The 13,912-nt window shown below is 64.0% G+C and carries 14 protein-coding genes and 1 pseudogene; 5 read left to right on the top strand and 10 right to left on the bottom strand.

Features of this window, described 5'->3' with window-relative positions; all coding sequences use genetic code 11:
* From AC1DSJ_RS00255 to AC1DSJ_RS00235, 5 genes and pseudogenes are all read left to right on the top strand, one after another.
* Positions 1–1,302 carry an MFS transporter gene (locus AC1DSJ_RS00255; RefSeq protein ID WP_441370752.1) on the top strand — a complete coding sequence of 434 codons (1,302 nt, stop codon included), beginning with the start codon at positions 1–3 and terminating at the stop codon, positions 1,300–1,302.
* 67 nt (positions 1,303–1,369) lie between these two features.
* On the top strand, positions 1,370–1,858 hold the full coding sequence (locus AC1DSJ_RS00250) for an ArsR/SmtB family transcription factor (RefSeq protein WP_441370751.1): 489 nt from the start codon (positions 1,370–1,372) through the stop codon (positions 1,856–1,858).
* Positions 1,846–2,208, top strand: a pseudogene (locus AC1DSJ_RS00245) (SRPBCC family protein); the annotation flags it as partial. The gene AC1DSJ_RS00250 and the pseudogene AC1DSJ_RS00245, both read left to right, overlap by 13 nt.
* A gap of 95 nt (positions 2,209–2,303) precedes the next feature.
* Positions 2,304–3,005 (top strand): DUF899 domain-containing protein, encoded by a 702-nt coding sequence (locus tag AC1DSJ_RS00240; RefSeq protein WP_441370750.1) that lies wholly within the window; start codon positions 2,304–2,306, stop codon positions 3,003–3,005.
* Positions 2,956–3,426 carry a hypothetical protein gene (locus AC1DSJ_RS00235; protein ID WP_441370749.1) on the top strand — a complete coding sequence of 157 codons (471 nt, stop codon included), beginning with the start codon at positions 2,956–2,958 and terminating at the stop codon, positions 3,424–3,426. Before AC1DSJ_RS00240 ends, AC1DSJ_RS00235 begins: the two co-directional genes overlap by 50 nt.
* 161 nt (positions 3,427–3,587) lie before the next feature.
* On the opposite strand, the gene AC1DSJ_RS00230 is transcribed toward AC1DSJ_RS00235, so the two are convergent.
* The 10 genes from AC1DSJ_RS00230 to tssE form a co-directional block, all read right to left on the bottom strand.
* Positions 3,588–3,923: a 2Fe-2S iron-sulfur cluster-binding protein gene (locus tag AC1DSJ_RS00230; RefSeq protein WP_054424869.1), complete on the bottom strand. Its 336-nt coding sequence runs from the start codon at positions 3,921–3,923 to the stop codon at positions 3,588–3,590.
* Between the two features lie 39 nt (positions 3,924–3,962).
* Positions 3,963–4,550 carry an NUDIX domain-containing protein gene (locus AC1DSJ_RS00225; protein ID WP_175169406.1) on the bottom strand — a complete coding sequence of 196 codons (588 nt, stop codon included), beginning with the start codon at positions 4,548–4,550 and terminating at the stop codon, positions 3,963–3,965.
* 145 nt (positions 4,551–4,695) lie between these two features.
* Positions 4,696–5,949, bottom strand: coding sequence for an Hsp70 family protein (locus AC1DSJ_RS00220; RefSeq protein WP_054424864.1), 1,254 nt, complete (start codon positions 5,947–5,949; stop codon positions 4,696–4,698).
* 94 nt (positions 5,950–6,043) lie between these two features.
* Positions 6,044–6,871 carry a type IVB secretion system protein IcmH/DotU gene (gene icmH, locus AC1DSJ_RS00215; RefSeq protein WP_342067964.1) on the bottom strand — a complete coding sequence of 276 codons (828 nt, stop codon included), beginning with the start codon at positions 6,869–6,871 and terminating at the stop codon, positions 6,044–6,046.
* A gap of 1 nt (position 6,872) precedes the next feature.
* Complete coding sequence (gene tssK / locus AC1DSJ_RS00210) at positions 6,873–8,210, bottom strand: type VI secretion system baseplate subunit TssK (RefSeq protein WP_441370748.1); 1,338 nt, start codon at positions 8,208–8,210, stop codon at positions 6,873–6,875.
* A complete protein-coding gene (gene tssJ, locus AC1DSJ_RS00205) occupies positions 8,207–9,316 on the bottom strand; it encodes a type VI secretion system lipoprotein TssJ (RefSeq protein ID WP_441370747.1) in 1,110 nt (369 codons plus the stop codon). The genes tssK and tssJ overlap by 4 nt, the downstream gene beginning before the upstream one ends.
* Complete coding sequence (gene tagH, locus AC1DSJ_RS00200) at positions 9,313–10,704, bottom strand: type VI secretion system-associated FHA domain protein TagH (protein WP_441370746.1); 1,392 nt, start codon at positions 10,702–10,704, stop codon at positions 9,313–9,315. The genes tssJ and tagH overlap by 4 nt, the downstream gene beginning before the upstream one ends.
* Positions 10,701–11,720, bottom strand: coding sequence for a type VI secretion system baseplate subunit TssG (gene tssG, locus AC1DSJ_RS00195; protein WP_346550495.1), 1,020 nt, complete (start codon positions 11,718–11,720; stop codon positions 10,701–10,703). The genes tagH and tssG overlap by 4 nt, the downstream gene beginning before the upstream one ends.
* Positions 11,684–13,450, bottom strand: coding sequence for a type VI secretion system baseplate subunit TssF (gene tssF / locus AC1DSJ_RS00190; protein ID WP_054424856.1), 1,767 nt, complete (start codon positions 13,448–13,450; stop codon positions 11,684–11,686). Before tssF ends, tssG begins: the two co-directional genes overlap by 37 nt.
* 28 nt (positions 13,451–13,478) lie before the next feature.
* A complete protein-coding gene (gene tssE / locus AC1DSJ_RS00185; RefSeq protein WP_054424854.1) occupies positions 13,479–13,907 on the bottom strand; it encodes a type VI secretion system baseplate subunit TssE in 429 nt (142 codons plus the stop codon).
* Between the last annotated feature and the right edge of the window lie 5 nt (positions 13,908–13,912).

Raw genomic sequence — 13,912 nt, 5'->3', positions numbered from 1 at the left:
ATGACGCAAACGTATCTCGACATGCCCGACGCAAAGCGCCGCATCAAGGCCATCTTCGTCGGCTCCATGGGCAACCTGGTTGAGTGGTACGACTTCTACGCCTACACCGCCTTCGCCCTGTACTTCGCCCCCGCCTTTTTCCCGTCGCACGATCCCGTCGTCCAGCAACTGAATGCCGCCACGCTGTTTGCGGCCGGCTTCATCGTGCGTCCGCTGGGCGGGTGGCTGTTCGGCCATATTGCCGACCGGCACGGGCGCCGAATATCGCTGATGGTGTCGGTGGTGATGATGTGCGTGGGCTCGCTGATCATCGCCGTCACGCCCACCTACGCCAGCATCGGTTTCGCCGCGCCCGCGCTGCTGGCGCTGGCCCGCGTGATCGAAGGCTTGAGCCTGGGCGGCGAGTACGGCGCCAGCGCCACCTACCTGACCGAGATCGCCGACCCCGAGCATCGCGGCTTTTATTCCAGCTTTCAGTACGTGACGCTGATCGGCGGACAGCTCTGCGCGATCCTGGTACTGCTGCTCTTGCAGAACGTGTTCCTGACCCACGAACAACTGGTCGAATGGGGCTGGCGCATTCCCTTCGTGATCGGCGCCATGCTGGCGATTGTGACCGCGCTGATGCGGCGCGACATGCCCGAGACCGACTCGTACAAGGAAGCCCAGAAGACCAAGCCTAAAACGAGTTCGCTGCGCGGCCTGATGAAGTATCCGCGTGAAGTGGCCATCGTCGTCGGGCTGACCGCGGGCGGCACCGCGGCCTTCTACACGTTCACGACGTACATGCAGACCTTCGTGCGCCAGACGTCGGGCTTTTCCGACATCACCACCACCTACATCATCGCGGCCTCGCTCATCTTCGCGCTGATTCTGCAACCGCTGTATGGCGCGCTGTCGGACAAGGTCGGCCGCAAGCCGCTCCTGATCTTCTTCGGCGTGGCGGGCGCGCTGCTGACCGTGCCCATCCTGATGACCTTGTCGCATACGCGTTCGCCGTTCATCGCCTTCCTGCTGATCTGCGGCGCGTGGGTGTTCACGGCGGGCTACACGTCCATCAACGCGGTGGTGAAGGCCGAACTGTTCCCCACGAACATCCGCGCAACAGGCGTGGCCGTGCCTTACGCCGTGACCGTGTCCATCTTCGGCGGCACGGCCCCGGCCATCGCGCTGTTCTTCAAGCAGCAAGGGCATGAAGAATGGTTCTACTACTACCTGGCCGGCGTGATCTTTGTGTCTCTGCTGGTCTACACAACAATGCGCGACACCAAACATCAGTCGGCCATGCACCGGCACGACTGAGCCCTTCGGGAAATTCCCAATGCTGCCGGCTTGACGCCGGCAGTTTTTCGGATCAATACTTAACCTTATGGTTAACTTAAACGACGACACGCTGGACAGCATCTTTTCCGCCCTGGCCGACGCCACCCGGCGGCGGGTACTGGCCGATCTGGAACAAGGCACGGCATCGGTCAGCGACCTGGCCCGGCCTCACGCCATGTCCCTGCCCGCCTTCCTGAAGCACTTGCGGGTGCTGGAAGACGCCGGGCTGATTTCCCGCGCCAAGGACGGCCGGGTCGTCAGTTGCACGCTGTCGCCCGAACCCATGCAGGCCGCATCCACCTGGCTGGCGCGCTACGAGAAGTTCTGGAATGGCCAACTGGATTCACTGGCCCGATACCTGTATCACGACGAGGAGATCCATCCATGGCCACCCAACGCCCCGAAGACATCCCCAGCCACCCCCCCAGCCCCAACGGCACCTCTGGCAACGCCCCCCTTGAGCTCCGGCTCACCCGCCGCTTCACCGCGTCCGCCGAACGCGTCTGGCGCGCCTGGACGGACCCGCAAGCGCTGATGCGCTGGTTCGGCCCCGCCGGCACCCAGCGCGTGCTGCTGGCGGAAACCGATGTGCGGGTGGGCGGCGCCTACCAGGTGGGCTTTGTCACCGACGACGGCCAGGCCCATTACGCCAGCGGCGTGTACCGCGAAGTCGAGCCCCAGCGCCGCTTGGTGTTCACCTGGGCCTGGCGCGACACCCCCGACGAAGCCTCGTTGATCACCCTTGAATTGACCCCTGCGCAGGGCGGCACCAACCTCGCCTTCCTGCAAACCCCGTTTGTCGATCAAGCCACCCGTGACGGCCATGAAACCGGCTGGGCGGGCGCCATGGACCGGCTGGCGGACCATCTGGCAAGCGCAGTCTGACTTCACTTAAGCGCAGTCTGACTGCACTTTCTACGCACCGCTTGCCGCTTACCGTTCACGGGCCGCATTGGCCCGATCCAAGAAGGAGCCGCACCATGCAGACCCAACACGCCGTCGTATCCCGCCCCCAATGGGAGGCCGCCCGCGAGACCCTGCTCAGCCGTGAGAAAGCGCTGACCCGCAGCCAGGACGCGCTGGCCCGTGAACGCCTTGACCTGCCTTGGGTTCTGGTGAACAAGGCGTATCAATTTCAAAACGCGCACGGGCCGCTCGGCCTGGCCGACCTGTTTGGCGGCAACAGCCAACTGATCATCTACCACTTCATGTATGGCCCGGACTGGGAAGAAGGCTGCGTGGGCTGCTCGTTTCTGGCCGACCACCTGGACAGCGCCATCACGCATCTGCGCCCTCACGATGTGTCCGTCGTAGCCGTATCGCGCGCGCCAGTCGCCAAGCTGGACGCCTTCAAGCGGCGCATGGGCTGGCGGTTTGACTGGCTGTCTTCCGAGGGCTGCGACTTCAATTTCGACATGCACGCGTCGGTGCCGCTTGCCGACGGCAGTGTCGAAGAACGCTCAGGCGCCAGCGCGTTTTTCCGTGACCCCGATGGCGAAATCTTCCACACCTATTCCGCCTTCGAGCGCGGCGTGGAACGGCTGGTTGGCGCGTACAACTATCTGGACTTCGCGCCGCTGGGACGCAACGAAAACGGCCCGCACTTCAACCTGGGCGACTGGGTGCGCCACCATGACCGGTACGACGACGCCAAGCCCGCCTCCTGCCACGCCTGCGCATAGCCCGGCGCGCGCGATGACGGCGCTGTGGCTGGCCTGTCTGGCGGCCATGGCGCTAGGCCTGTGGCTTGACACCCGCCAGACGCCCGCGGCGCTGCTCGCCAGTGAGTGCGGCGCGCCCGGAAGCCTGTGGGACATGGCATGGCGGCACGCCACCCTCATGCCCGCCAGCAGCGCGGCGATGGTGCTGGCCGCGCTGGCGCCCTGGCCGCGCCGGCATGCGCCAGCAGCTGGCCGGCGGTTGCTCTGCGCTGTGTTCATGGCGATTGGGATGGTGCTGGGCGCCCGCCTGGGTGCCATGGCGGCGCTTGCTTGGACCGCGCCGCCCTTCGCGGGCATGGTGATAGGCATGGCGGCCGGCATGGCGGCGGGCCTGTTACCGGCGGGGCTAGGCATTTGGAGGGGAGCCGGCCGGTTGCCGTAGGAGCGCTAGATAGCGCCGTGGCGCTGGATGCCGGCATGGCAAAAGATTGCTGCTTGGCGACAGATCGCCGCTTGATACGGGATGCGTGCTTGATGCGGAAAGCCTCCTTGGTGCTGGATGCCTGCTTGGCGCTGGAAGCCCGCTTGGCGCGGGATGCCGTCTTAGCGCCGAGCGCCCGTCAGCGGCCGATCAGCCGGCGTCACCGCCGGTTCGATCGGCGCGGCCAGCGGCGCCTGGATCTCAAGCGCCGAGACCGCACGCGCCACGCAGGGCAAGATCCAGCCCTCTTCTTTTTCGTCGCGCGACAGGCCTGGCCATTCGATCAGATAGTCCACAGCCCCTTCCAGCAGCAAACACATGCAGGCCCGGCAGGTGCCGTTGCGGCATGAGCTCGGCAGCTTCACGCCCGCCGCTTGCGCGGCCATCAGCAAGGAAGTGTCTTCACCCGCGTCAAAGCGCAGGCCGGCGGGCTGGACCAGGACGGGAAAAGCGGCCATGGCGCAATCAGATAAGCGGAACGTGGACGCGGACGGCCGTCAGCCCGCGTTGTCCTGCCAGTCCAGCTTCCAGGCGCCCGACAGCACGTTCTGCATCCACAGCACGCACGTCAAGGTCTTGGCGTCGGTGACCTCGCCCTTGCTGCAAGCCGCCAGCAATTCGGCAGGGTCGGCGCTGATCACATCCAGGAATTCGTCCTGGTCCAGCTGGCGCGGCCCCGCGCGCAAGCCGCGGGCGAAGAAGATATGGATGATTTCTGTCGAGTAGGCGATAGCCAGGTGCAATGCCCCAGCATGCGCCCATTGATCAGCCGTATAGCCGGTTTCCTCAAGCAGTTCGCGCTTGCCGCACACCAGCGGGTCTTCGCCCGGGTCGAGCTTGCCAGCCGGAAATTCCGTCATGACGCGCCCGATGGGGTAGCGGAACTGGCGCTCCAGCAACACCCGGCCATCGTCCAGCAAGGGAATCACCACGACCGCGCCGGGATGCACGACGTACTCGCGCGTAGCCGTGTTGCCATTGGGCAGGCTGACCGTGTCGCGGCGGATCTTCAGGAAACTGCCCTCGTAGGGGGCTTCGCTGGTGACCAGCGTTTCAACAAGATGGGGTTCGGATGGGCGGGTCATGAGGGCGTGTCGGATTCGTAAACAACGCGCGGCGCAGCGCGGCGGGCACCAAGCCAAGGAGCTTACCATCTGCCTGGCGGGGTAACTGCTGCCGCATGCTGCTTGCTCCGTCACCCGCCACCCACCGCCCTCGGCGTTGGGCCGATCAGTCGAACTTGCGGCGGGCGTCCAGCGCCAGACCGGCGCCGATGCTGCCAAACAGGTCCCCTTCCACGCTGCGCGCGCCCGGCACCAGTGCCGACACCGTTTCGCGCAGGCGCGGCACGCGGCTGGAGCCGCCGGTGAAGAACACCGTGTCCACGTCGGCCGTGGCCACGCCCGCATCGCGCAGCAGCGCGCCCACGGTGGTTTCGACCTTTTCGATCAGCCGGCCCACGCAAGCGTCAAACGACGGACGCGTCACGTCCACGCCCAACTCCGGCGCGATGCGCGACAAATCAATGCGTGCCAACGGCGTTTCCGACAGCGCGATCTTGGCCTCTTCCACCTGCACCGCCACCCAGTGGCCGGCGCGCTGCTTGACCAGATTCAACAGCAGATCGATCTTCTCGCGGTCGCCGGCTTCAGCCCGGATGTACGCAAAATGCTCTGCGGCCTTACGCGTGTAAGCCTGGTTGATCGTGTGCCAGCAAGCCAGGTTGCCGTACTGCGTGGACGGCACATCCTTGCCGCTGCGCAGTTGGCTGCCCAGACCCAGCAAGGGCATGACGTGCGCCAGGCTAAGTTGCTTGTCGAAGTCCACCCCGCCGATGTGGACACCGCCATAGGCCAGGATGTCTTCACGGCGATCCGCCTTGCCGGCGCGGTCCGGTCCCAGACGAATCAAAGAAAAGTCCGACGTACCGCCACCGATGTCGATGACCAGTACAAGCTCTTCACGGTCAATCTGCGACTCGTAATCAAATGCGGCGGCCAGCGGCTCGAACTGGAATTCAATATCGGTGAAGCCGACGCTACGCGCAATTTCGCCCAGCGTGTCTTGCGCGGTCTGGTCGGCGGCGGTGTTGTCATCCACAAAGAACACCGGCCGGCCCAGCACGGCCCGCGTGAAATCCCGGCCAGCGGCGGTTTCGGCGCGCCGCTTCAATTCGGCGATAAAGCGCGTCAACAGCACACGAAACGGAATCGAACGCCCTTGCACTTCCGTGGACCCATCGATCAGCGAACTGCCCAACAGGCTTTTCATTGACCGCATCAAGCGCCCGTCGTAGCCCGCCAGATAGTCGGAAATGGCGGCGCGGCCATAGCTGACCTCGGCGTCTTCGTCATGGAAAAAAATGGCCGACGGCAAGGTGGTCTTGCCGTCTTCCAGGGCGAGGAGCGCGCGCTGGTCGGGGCGGCTCCAGCCTACGGTGGAGTTGGAGGTGCCGAAGTCGACGCCGCATGCGGAGGAAATCATGGAGAATTCTGGGGCTGAAAGCAAAACGGCGGACAAGTGTACTCGCTTCGAGGGGGCAAGGCTGTCATGACCCGTCCCCCACCCTGCCAATTGTTCAATTCTTCAAAATTCCGTCCAACGCGTGCAGGACGACATCCGTCGTGCTTCCCAGATTCAGCGCAAAGGCGGCGTACACCCCCGAGAGCACGACCAGCGCGCTGGCCCATGGCGTCCACCACGGCCATTGGCGCCCCACCCGATAGCGGCGCGATGCGATGTTGGCGTCGGCGTCGGTCAGCGACTCTGGCGTTTCTCCGCGCAGCTCGCGCAAGATGCGGTGAAGCTTGACGAGGATGGTCTGCAACGCATCGTTCTGGTTGTGCTGCAACCCGTACTTGCCCTTGAACCCCAGGCACAGGCACAGGTATTTGAATTCCAGGACGTCGCGGTATCGGGCGGGGTCCATCATCATGCGCGACAGCACCGTGAAGAACTTCTCGCCTCCCCAGGTCTCGCTATGGTTGACGCTCAGCAACGAGCGCTCGGCCCAGATCGAGTTGGACCCCCATGCGGTTCCCATCACGGCTTCATCGATGAACGTACACAGCGCATATCGATACGCCAATTGCGTCGCGCTGTCATAGCCGTGCTGGCGGATTTCTTCGTCCAGCGCGGATATCTGGTCCCGCACCGTGGAATACAGCTTGCCGATGGATTCGTAGTTGGTCATCTTGCGTACGCGGATCACCATGCCGAAGAGTGGCAAAGCTGCATCCACCAACGGGTTGTAGCCATGGCCCCGAAGCTGGAACGCCAGGTCTTCGTCCGTATCCAGGTTTTGAATGGTGTTGAAGCCGATCTGTTCTTTGTCGTGGACGGCTGCCGTTACGCTCGTGCGCAGGAATTCGGCTTCGCCGCGCTCGGCGGTAGAGGTCGTGTTCATGTCATTGGCTCCTGATGGCCCACAGCTGCAGCTCCAGCTCGGGGTAGTCGCCGGCAATATGCAGGCCGAAGCCCGCCGTATCCCGAAGCATCTGCCACGAAGGATGGCTGCGGTCGAACTGGAAATAGGTAAAGCCGGCATGGAACGGCAGGTGGCGCGGCGCGACCGGCAGCGGCTGCAGCGGGATGCCGGGCAGTTGCAGGCTGACGAGCTCGCCCAGCTTTTCCATCGAGGCCACCTTGGCCTGCTGCATGAACTGCTGACGCAACCGGTCAAGCGGCATGCGGGCGCGCACGGCCAGAACGAAATCCGCCTCTGCGTACAGGCTGCGGTCGTGCACCGCCGCGGTCAATACGCCGTACTGCTGGCGTTCGATCGGCAGCGACACGGCGCGCGGCTGCAACACGGTGCTGAGCGTGCGCCGCAAGGTGTCCTCAAGCATGCGGAACGATTGGCGGGGATCGTCGTGCCGGTAGGCCGGATATTCTTGCGGCAGCCGCCCTTCGTCGGTGAATGTGACGAGTTCGCCGCAGGCCTGGCTAAACGCGATGTAGAGCTGCTCGGGGTGCAGATGGCGCAGGCGCGACAAGTGCAGAAACCACGGATGCAGCCGGTTCAACGCCAGCAGCAGATTGAAGTCCGTTACGTCCGCCACGCCGGCCTGCCCGGGCGAGCCAATGCGTTCGGCGATGTTCTTCGCGCGTTCCCGCATCAGGCCGGCGATTTCCCCCAAGTAGCGTTTTAGCGGCGGGATCGCATTGATGGACATGCCCGTGGGGTAGAACGCGTCGTCCAGCAGCAGGCTGCCGTCAGGGCGCCGGTCCAGCAGCCGGCACAACGCCACGCCGGTAAATGCGCTGCGGTCTTCACGCTCGAGCGTCAGCTGCAAGTTCGGGGCGGCCAGATCCATCGACACGTAATCGCCTTCGTGGCTATGCGTGTCGCGCACCTCTTCGCTACGCGTCACGTAGCGCGCATTGGCGTAGGTGTCTGGCCATTGCACTTCCAGAACACCGTCCGAGCGCAGCGGCAAGGTCAGGTAGACGGTCTGGTTGACGGATGAGGTATCGGTCACCGCCAGTGGTGTCGGCGGCGGCTGATCGTTCGGGATGTCGAACACCGTGCCATCAGGCATGACGCCGCGCGCGCGCACGATGGCGATCTTGCCAAAGCTCAGGTATTCCTGGTTCAGCTCCAGCTCGCTCAAGCCATAGAGATGCTCACTGACGCCCGCAATGCGTTGGTTGGCATGGTGTTCAAGCGCGCGGGTCTGCTGCTGGAAGTGCTGGGGCTTGACGAACAGCCCTTCACTCCAGATAACGGGATTGCGGGAGGTCATGGTTGGGATCTCGGTTGCGGCGGACGGTAGCTTTCATCGGTGATGGCCACGCGGTTGCCATGCAGCGTCATCAGCAGGGCGTAGCGCCGGCCCGTGGGCTCCAGCCGGAATGCGTGCTTCCAGACCGCACCATTCGGATCATGGAAGTCGGCGATGATCGCCACATAGCGGGTGGCGGGTTCGATCCGGGCGAAGTCAATGAACTTGAACTGGCCGGGTTGCAGCACGTAATCGTCTTCAACCACATAGGTGCTGCCCAGCGCCTTCTTCAAATCCTTGGCCAGCTGGTCCGGGTCGGCGTTCAGCAGCAGGGAATCGTCTTTCAGTTGAAGCACCTTGAACGCAATCGGGGTGGGCGCGCCGCGCGGCGCGGGCGTGGGTTCCATGGTTGGGAGGCTGTGCGCGCGGCTGTACTGCCCCAAGCCCAGCCCGGCGGCCTCGCCGGACTCGCCGGCCCCGCTGAACTCGTTGGACGCGCTGGACATGCCGAATCCGCCCTGCCCGCCAAGACTTTCCGACCCGCCCATGCCTTTCGGTCCTGGCGCGGCCAATCCGCCCAGCGGCAGCGGCACCCCCGAGAACCCCTGTTCGATTACCTGCTTGCCTGCACCAAACTGCCGGCCCGGCACGAAGTGCTCTGACACGCCTATCGCCAGCAACAGGTCCAGCTTCGCCACGGCATCCGCCGCACCAGGTTCTGCGGCGGCTTCACCCGGCATGCGCTGGATCGTCGATGGGCCCGTGTCCACCCGCCGCAACGGATGCAACGAAGGCCGGCCCTCTTCCAGTTCGTCCAGCAATCCGCGCAGATGCTCGATCAGCTCTTCGCGATTCCCGCTATTGAGCTTGACCTCGTAAGGCCCCGCTTCCCGGTTCGACAGCGCAGCTGCGGATTCGGGTTCTTCATCGGGCATGCTTGCCGGGTTGGGATTGACGTCTGCCGCCGCGTACAGGCTGAGTCCGATGAGCGACAGCTGTTCGTCGGGTGGCCCGATCTGGATGGACGGGTCCATCAGCACCATCCCTGTCTTCGTCACCACATCGGCAACCGTGCCACACGCCGCCAGCAGCGTTGTCGCCAGCAAGGCAGGAACCATCCGCTTCATTCGGCCTCCACCCGCAAAGCGCGGTCGTAGGCTTGTTCAAACACTTCCCAGAACAGCTTCTCGAACCCTCGTTGACGTGCTGACGCCAACTCGTCGTAGTAGTGCGTATACATGCCCCATGCCCAATCGTCGGCGGCCGGCGCATCTTGATCAGGGCGGTAGCGGCGAAAGCGCTGCATCAGCACCGACGGCGCAAAGGCGCGTAACAACGCTTGCAGACCTGCTTCGATCGCCTGTGTGACCGCGTCGTGATGCGTGCGCAACTGCGCCAGGCTTTCGTCGACCGCGTCTTTGGGAGACAGGTGCACCACACTGCGATTGGCGGCGAACATTGCCCGCACGGTGTCGGCGTAGCTTTGGCCCAGGCGCAGCGGGTTGTCTTCAATGGGCTGCAAGCTGCGTCCCAGCAATTTGCGCGGCGCAGCCGAACCCGCCTGGTCCGCATACAACCCGGCGATGCCCTTGATGGCCGCATTCAGCGCCTGGCCGGCTTCCAACAGCAGCGCCTGCCCCGCTTGCGGGTCAAGCGGCCCCAACGGAACGTCCAGGCCTTGCATCAATGCATCCACAGCGTCGGTGGGGTCTCCCGCCATGGCCTGCCGGTTGCGCAATCGATAGGGGGCCCCAGTGCGGGTTCCGCTGTGGGTTCCGCTGTGGACATCGGGTCGGTCATGTGACTTCGGCATACGGGAATCTCCAGGAAATGGCAGGGGCGTTCCGGTCACGGCTTCAAACCGGGTCGAGGCAAGATCAGCCTGGGTCGGGGCCAAGGCGGCGCCGCGGCGCACATCCCAAGGGTCCATCACGACAGGCGGGAGTTCGCTTGTGCGCTCGGCCGCGTCCAAGGCACGCAAGGGGTCGGTGTCCGCGCGAGCGTCGTGCGGCGCGCTCAGGGCCTGGTAGGTGGCATCCAGGGGGGCCGACACGTGCTCGGTTTCAAAGACATAGGCGCCAGTCGGCAAGCCGTCATGGCCGTCCGCCGCGTTGCTTAACAATTCGCCAACCCCGTATTGCGCCAGATGCCGCCCCGGCTCCAGCAGCTCTTGATGGGGATCGTGCAAATGCACGGCGACACGGTAAGGGCCGATGTGCAAGACGTCGCCATCCCGCAACTTCGCCATCACCAGGGCGCCCAGTGGCTCGTTGGCATCGTTGACGCGCGTTTTCCCGCTGCGGTCAACGATGCAGAACGCGGCGTCTTCATAGCGGATTTCGCAGTGGATGCGCTCGATGCGGCCCGCCTGGTCGGTCAGCGCCCAATCGGCGCCCTCGCCGCCGATGGTTCCGCCCGCGGCGTCAAAGCCGTGCCGGGGCGTGCTGCCATGTTGCAGGTGTTCGGGGTTGGCGACCACAAGCGCCAGCCGGCTCGGAAGCGATTCGGGTTTCATAGACGGGCCTTTATGCGAACGATGAACGGCCGGCGCGCCGCCGTGTGCTGGACGAAGCTTGTCCAGCCCAGATGCGCGCCGGTGTCGCGCCCCAGATTGAACGGCGGCACCTGGTCATGCCGTAACCCCAGTTCAAGGTCATAGGCCGCGGGGTCGCGCAGCAGAAAATCGATCAGCTTGCGCAAGCGTTCGAAGTTCTCGCCGCTAGGCAGGAACTCCCGGAAACGCGATTGATCCAGGTTGGAAATAACAATCGAAAACTTGCTGTAGCGGGTGCGGACGCGGCTGCCGATGACAAAGCTGTCGCCCAGGACACCATTGCGCCGCCCCAGCCCCAAGCGCTGCGGCTCGGCCACATGCATGTAGCGCAGCTCGAACTCGCGCACTTGCACCTGCTTCAAGTCGAAGCAATGCGACACGATGCCCGCCACCACCTGCGGTGAACGGCTGCGGCTGGCGATCACGCCCGCGTAGCTCAGCAGGCGGCTCCAGGGAATCGGCGTCACGCCGCGCAGCTCAACGTCACCCAAGCCCACCATGGCGAACACATAACGCGAGAAGCGATCGTGCGCCTCGCGGCGAAAGCGCACGTAGTAGCGGTATTTGCGCCAGGCTTGATGCAGCAGCGTCAGCAGGCGATGGTTGAAGAAATCCAGGAACGCGGGGCGAATGCCGACGCCTTGGCCGTATTCGTATGCCAGCCGGTCCAGGTAGTAGCCCGGCAGGGGCGAGTCCGGGCCATGCATGCCGAAGAACGTGGCCTGCACGTGATAGTGGCTGCGGGCGCCTTCAGGCATGCGTTCGGCCAACGCCACATCCGACGCCGGAAACCCCAGCCCCGCATAGCTGCTCAGGCGGACACGCTGACGCTCGGGCTCGTGGGTATCCCGGGATTCCAGGTCATCTTCGTGCAGGCCGTGCAGTTGCTCAAGCAACCTGAAGAAGTCATAGTTCTTCGCACTGGCCAGCAGAAGGTCCGCTAGATCAGCGGTTGTTTTCCGGTCTGCAATGGCCATTCGTAGTGCTCGTTATTGCCGGTGTTGGTGGCTTCCAGCAGGTGAAAGGAATTGATGCTTGCGTACAGCGCAAAGAAATGGCTTAGCACCGTGCCGAACAGGTAGAGGTCTCCTTCACACAGGAACGCGGCAGGGTCGAGCTTCAAACGCGTTTTCAGCCCGCGTATGGGCAGGCCCTTCATCAAGAGATCGGCCGGCTGCGTCACGGCATCGCCGATGCCGTCCAGGCGCTTGCTGCCGGCGCGCGCGTGCTGAATGTCATGCAGCGCCGCAAAGTCGTAGGCGCGCAGCACGGCCTTCAAGGGTTCGGTCGACAGCAACGACAGGTAGTTCAGCGACAGATTCGAGATCAGCGTCCACTGCAGCGCGCCGTCCAGCACGGGCCGGTAAGGCGGGGTGGGCCGGGTGATGTTGGTGTAGGTGGCGAAGGTGGGCGTCGTCTGGGTCTGCACACAGATGTCGCCCACGCCGAGCGCCAGCGGCAAATCGCGGTTGGTGCAGGTCAGCGCCAACGACACGGTTTCATCCTCGTCGATGTAATCGGTTTCGTCGCCCCGGATGAAGGCAATCCGGTGCACAACGCCTTCTTCGCTCATCGCGTTCTCGATCCGGCTGCGGTAGTACAGCGCGCTGCGTCCCTGCGCATGTTCGATTTCGTGTTGCAGGGATTCAAAGGGATGAAACGTGCGCAGAAAGCGCCCGCGCTGTCCGTCCGCCACCCGCTGCCAGCCGGTGACATCGTCAATACTGAAGATCTCGTAGGCGCCGGGGTCTTGCCCGCCCGGCATCAGCCGCTGATCTACCGCCCGTCCGTTCAAGTTGATGGGTTCGGCGTCTTGCTCGAACAGGTTGACGGCGGGCGCGCAATACAAGGACAAGTCGTTTGGGCGCAGCCGGATGTCAACCGGCATGGGCCGGTTGAAATGGAATTCGAAGCGCACGCGCTGCGTGGTGCCTTCGGGCCATAGCGCGCGCAGGCCAGCCAAGCTGAAAAACAGAAACCGCCTCGGGAAGATGAAATATTCCTGAAGAATCCGATAGCCATCGAACACGTTCTTGGGATATGGCAACAAGGACTCTTCGGGCGAGAACCCGGGAAACGTCACCTGCCTGGCGGACAGCGTTCGCGTTTGGCCGCCGATCTCCAGTCGGATTTCGCCCAGATAGCGAGACAGCCACAGGTACATCGTCAACGCGGTGGTGTCGTCGCCGCTCAGGTGGAAATCAAGCTTGTCGCAGTCAAACGTATCGATGGCGTTGCCAGCGATGGGTTCAAGATCCACGCGCAGGATGGATTTCTCGCGCGTGTGGGCATCGCTGACGTCAACGATATGCAGCGGATAAATCACCACATCCGTGCTGATCCGGAACTGGCACCGCGTGCCGTCCACGGGGCGCGACAACACGCGCGTGCCCTTCGGGATGACTTGACGCGTTGTGATGGCGCGTTCCACCGGGTCGAACCGCATGATCGTCGCGCTGGGCAAGGGCCGTAAGTAGTTGGGCCACAGCAGCTGCAATAACGAATGGGTGAGTTCGGGCAGGTCGTCTTCGATCTTCAAGCGCAGCTTGGCCGTCAGAAACGCAAACCCTTCCAGCAGCCGCTCGACATCCGGGTCGGCAGCCTCGTCCCCCAGGAATTGCGACAGCTGCGGGTTGTCGCGCGCGAACTCGCGTCCGAGCCTGCGCAGATAGTCGATCTCCTCGCGGAATTTTCCTCGCAACGGCATGTTTTCCTGCCTCCGTGGCCCACAGGGATCAAACGATCCGCGTATAGCCGTCCTGATGGTGAATCACCAGATCGATCTCCACCTGCTCTTCCTTATTGAAGATAGGCACCAGACAATCCAGCCTGAAGTTCAGGCTGAGCGGCTGGGCAGGATCGGGCCGCGATCGCACGCTCATCACCTTGACGCGGGGTTCGTAAGCCGCGACCGAGGCCCGGATGTCCTGGCTGACCTGCAACAGCAAGTCGGCGCTGCCCATCGACGCGTCGTTGAAGTCCTGCAAGCCCAGCCCGGGGCTGCTCATTGAGCAGCCCCGGCGGCTGTTGAGGATGCGTTCCAGATGCCGCTTGATGGCAAGGACGCGCTCGGCGGCCAGCTCTTGCCGGGAGCGGCTGCGCCGAGGCAAGGCGTCGGGCACCAGCCGTTCGAACAAACTGCCCTGTCCCCGCGACCTCGGCATGCGGA

The organism is Achromobacter sp. 01N37, from assembly GCF_056399725.1.
This window is presented reverse-complemented; position numbering and strand designations above follow the sequence as displayed.

Bases quoted from the DNA above. Each gene is read 5' to 3' on its own strand.
- AC1DSJ_RS00230 (WP_054424869.1), bottom strand. From the start codon at position 3,923: ATGGCCGCTTTTCCCGTCCTGGTCCAGCCCGCCGGCCTGCGCTTTGAC.
- AC1DSJ_RS00250 (WP_441370751.1), top strand. From the start codon at position 1,370: ATGGTTAACTTAAACGACGACACGCTGGACAGCATCTTTTCCGCCCTG.
- tagH (WP_441370746.1), bottom strand. From the start codon at position 10,704: ATGAAACCCGAATCGCTTCCGAGCCGGCTGGCGCTTGTGGTCGCCAAC.
- AC1DSJ_RS00255 (WP_441370752.1), top strand. From the start codon at position 1: ATGACGCAAACGTATCTCGACATGCCCGACGCAAAGCGCCGCATCAAG.
- tssJ (WP_441370747.1), bottom strand. From the start codon at position 9,316: ATGAAGCGGATGGTTCCTGCCTTGCTGGCGACAACGCTGCTGGCGGCG.
- icmH (WP_342067964.1), bottom strand. From the start codon at position 6,871: ATGAACACGACCTCTACCGCCGAGCGCGGCGAAGCCGAATTCCTGCGC.
- AC1DSJ_RS00225 (WP_175169406.1), bottom strand. From the start codon at position 4,550: ATGACCCGCCCATCCGAACCCCATCTTGTTGAAACGCTGGTCACCAGC.
- tssE (WP_054424854.1), bottom strand. From the start codon at position 13,907: ATGCCGAGGTCGCGGGGACAGGGCAGTTTGTTCGAACGGCTGGTGCCC.
- tssG (WP_346550495.1), bottom strand. From the start codon at position 11,720: ATGGCCATTGCAGACCGGAAAACAACCGCTGATCTAGCGGACCTTCTG.
- tssK (WP_441370748.1), bottom strand. From the start codon at position 8,210: ATGACCTCCCGCAATCCCGTTATCTGGAGTGAAGGGCTGTTCGTCAAG.
- tssF (WP_054424856.1), bottom strand. From the start codon at position 13,450: ATGCCGTTGCGAGGAAAATTCCGCGAGGAGATCGACTATCTGCGCAGG.
- AC1DSJ_RS00220 (WP_054424864.1), bottom strand. From the start codon at position 5,949: ATGATTTCCTCCGCATGCGGCGTCGACTTCGGCACCTCCAACTCCACC.
- AC1DSJ_RS00235 (WP_441370749.1), top strand. From the start codon at position 2,956: ATGACCGGTACGACGACGCCAAGCCCGCCTCCTGCCACGCCTGCGCAT.
- AC1DSJ_RS00240 (WP_441370750.1), top strand. From the start codon at position 2,304: ATGCAGACCCAACACGCCGTCGTATCCCGCCCCCAATGGGAGGCCGCC.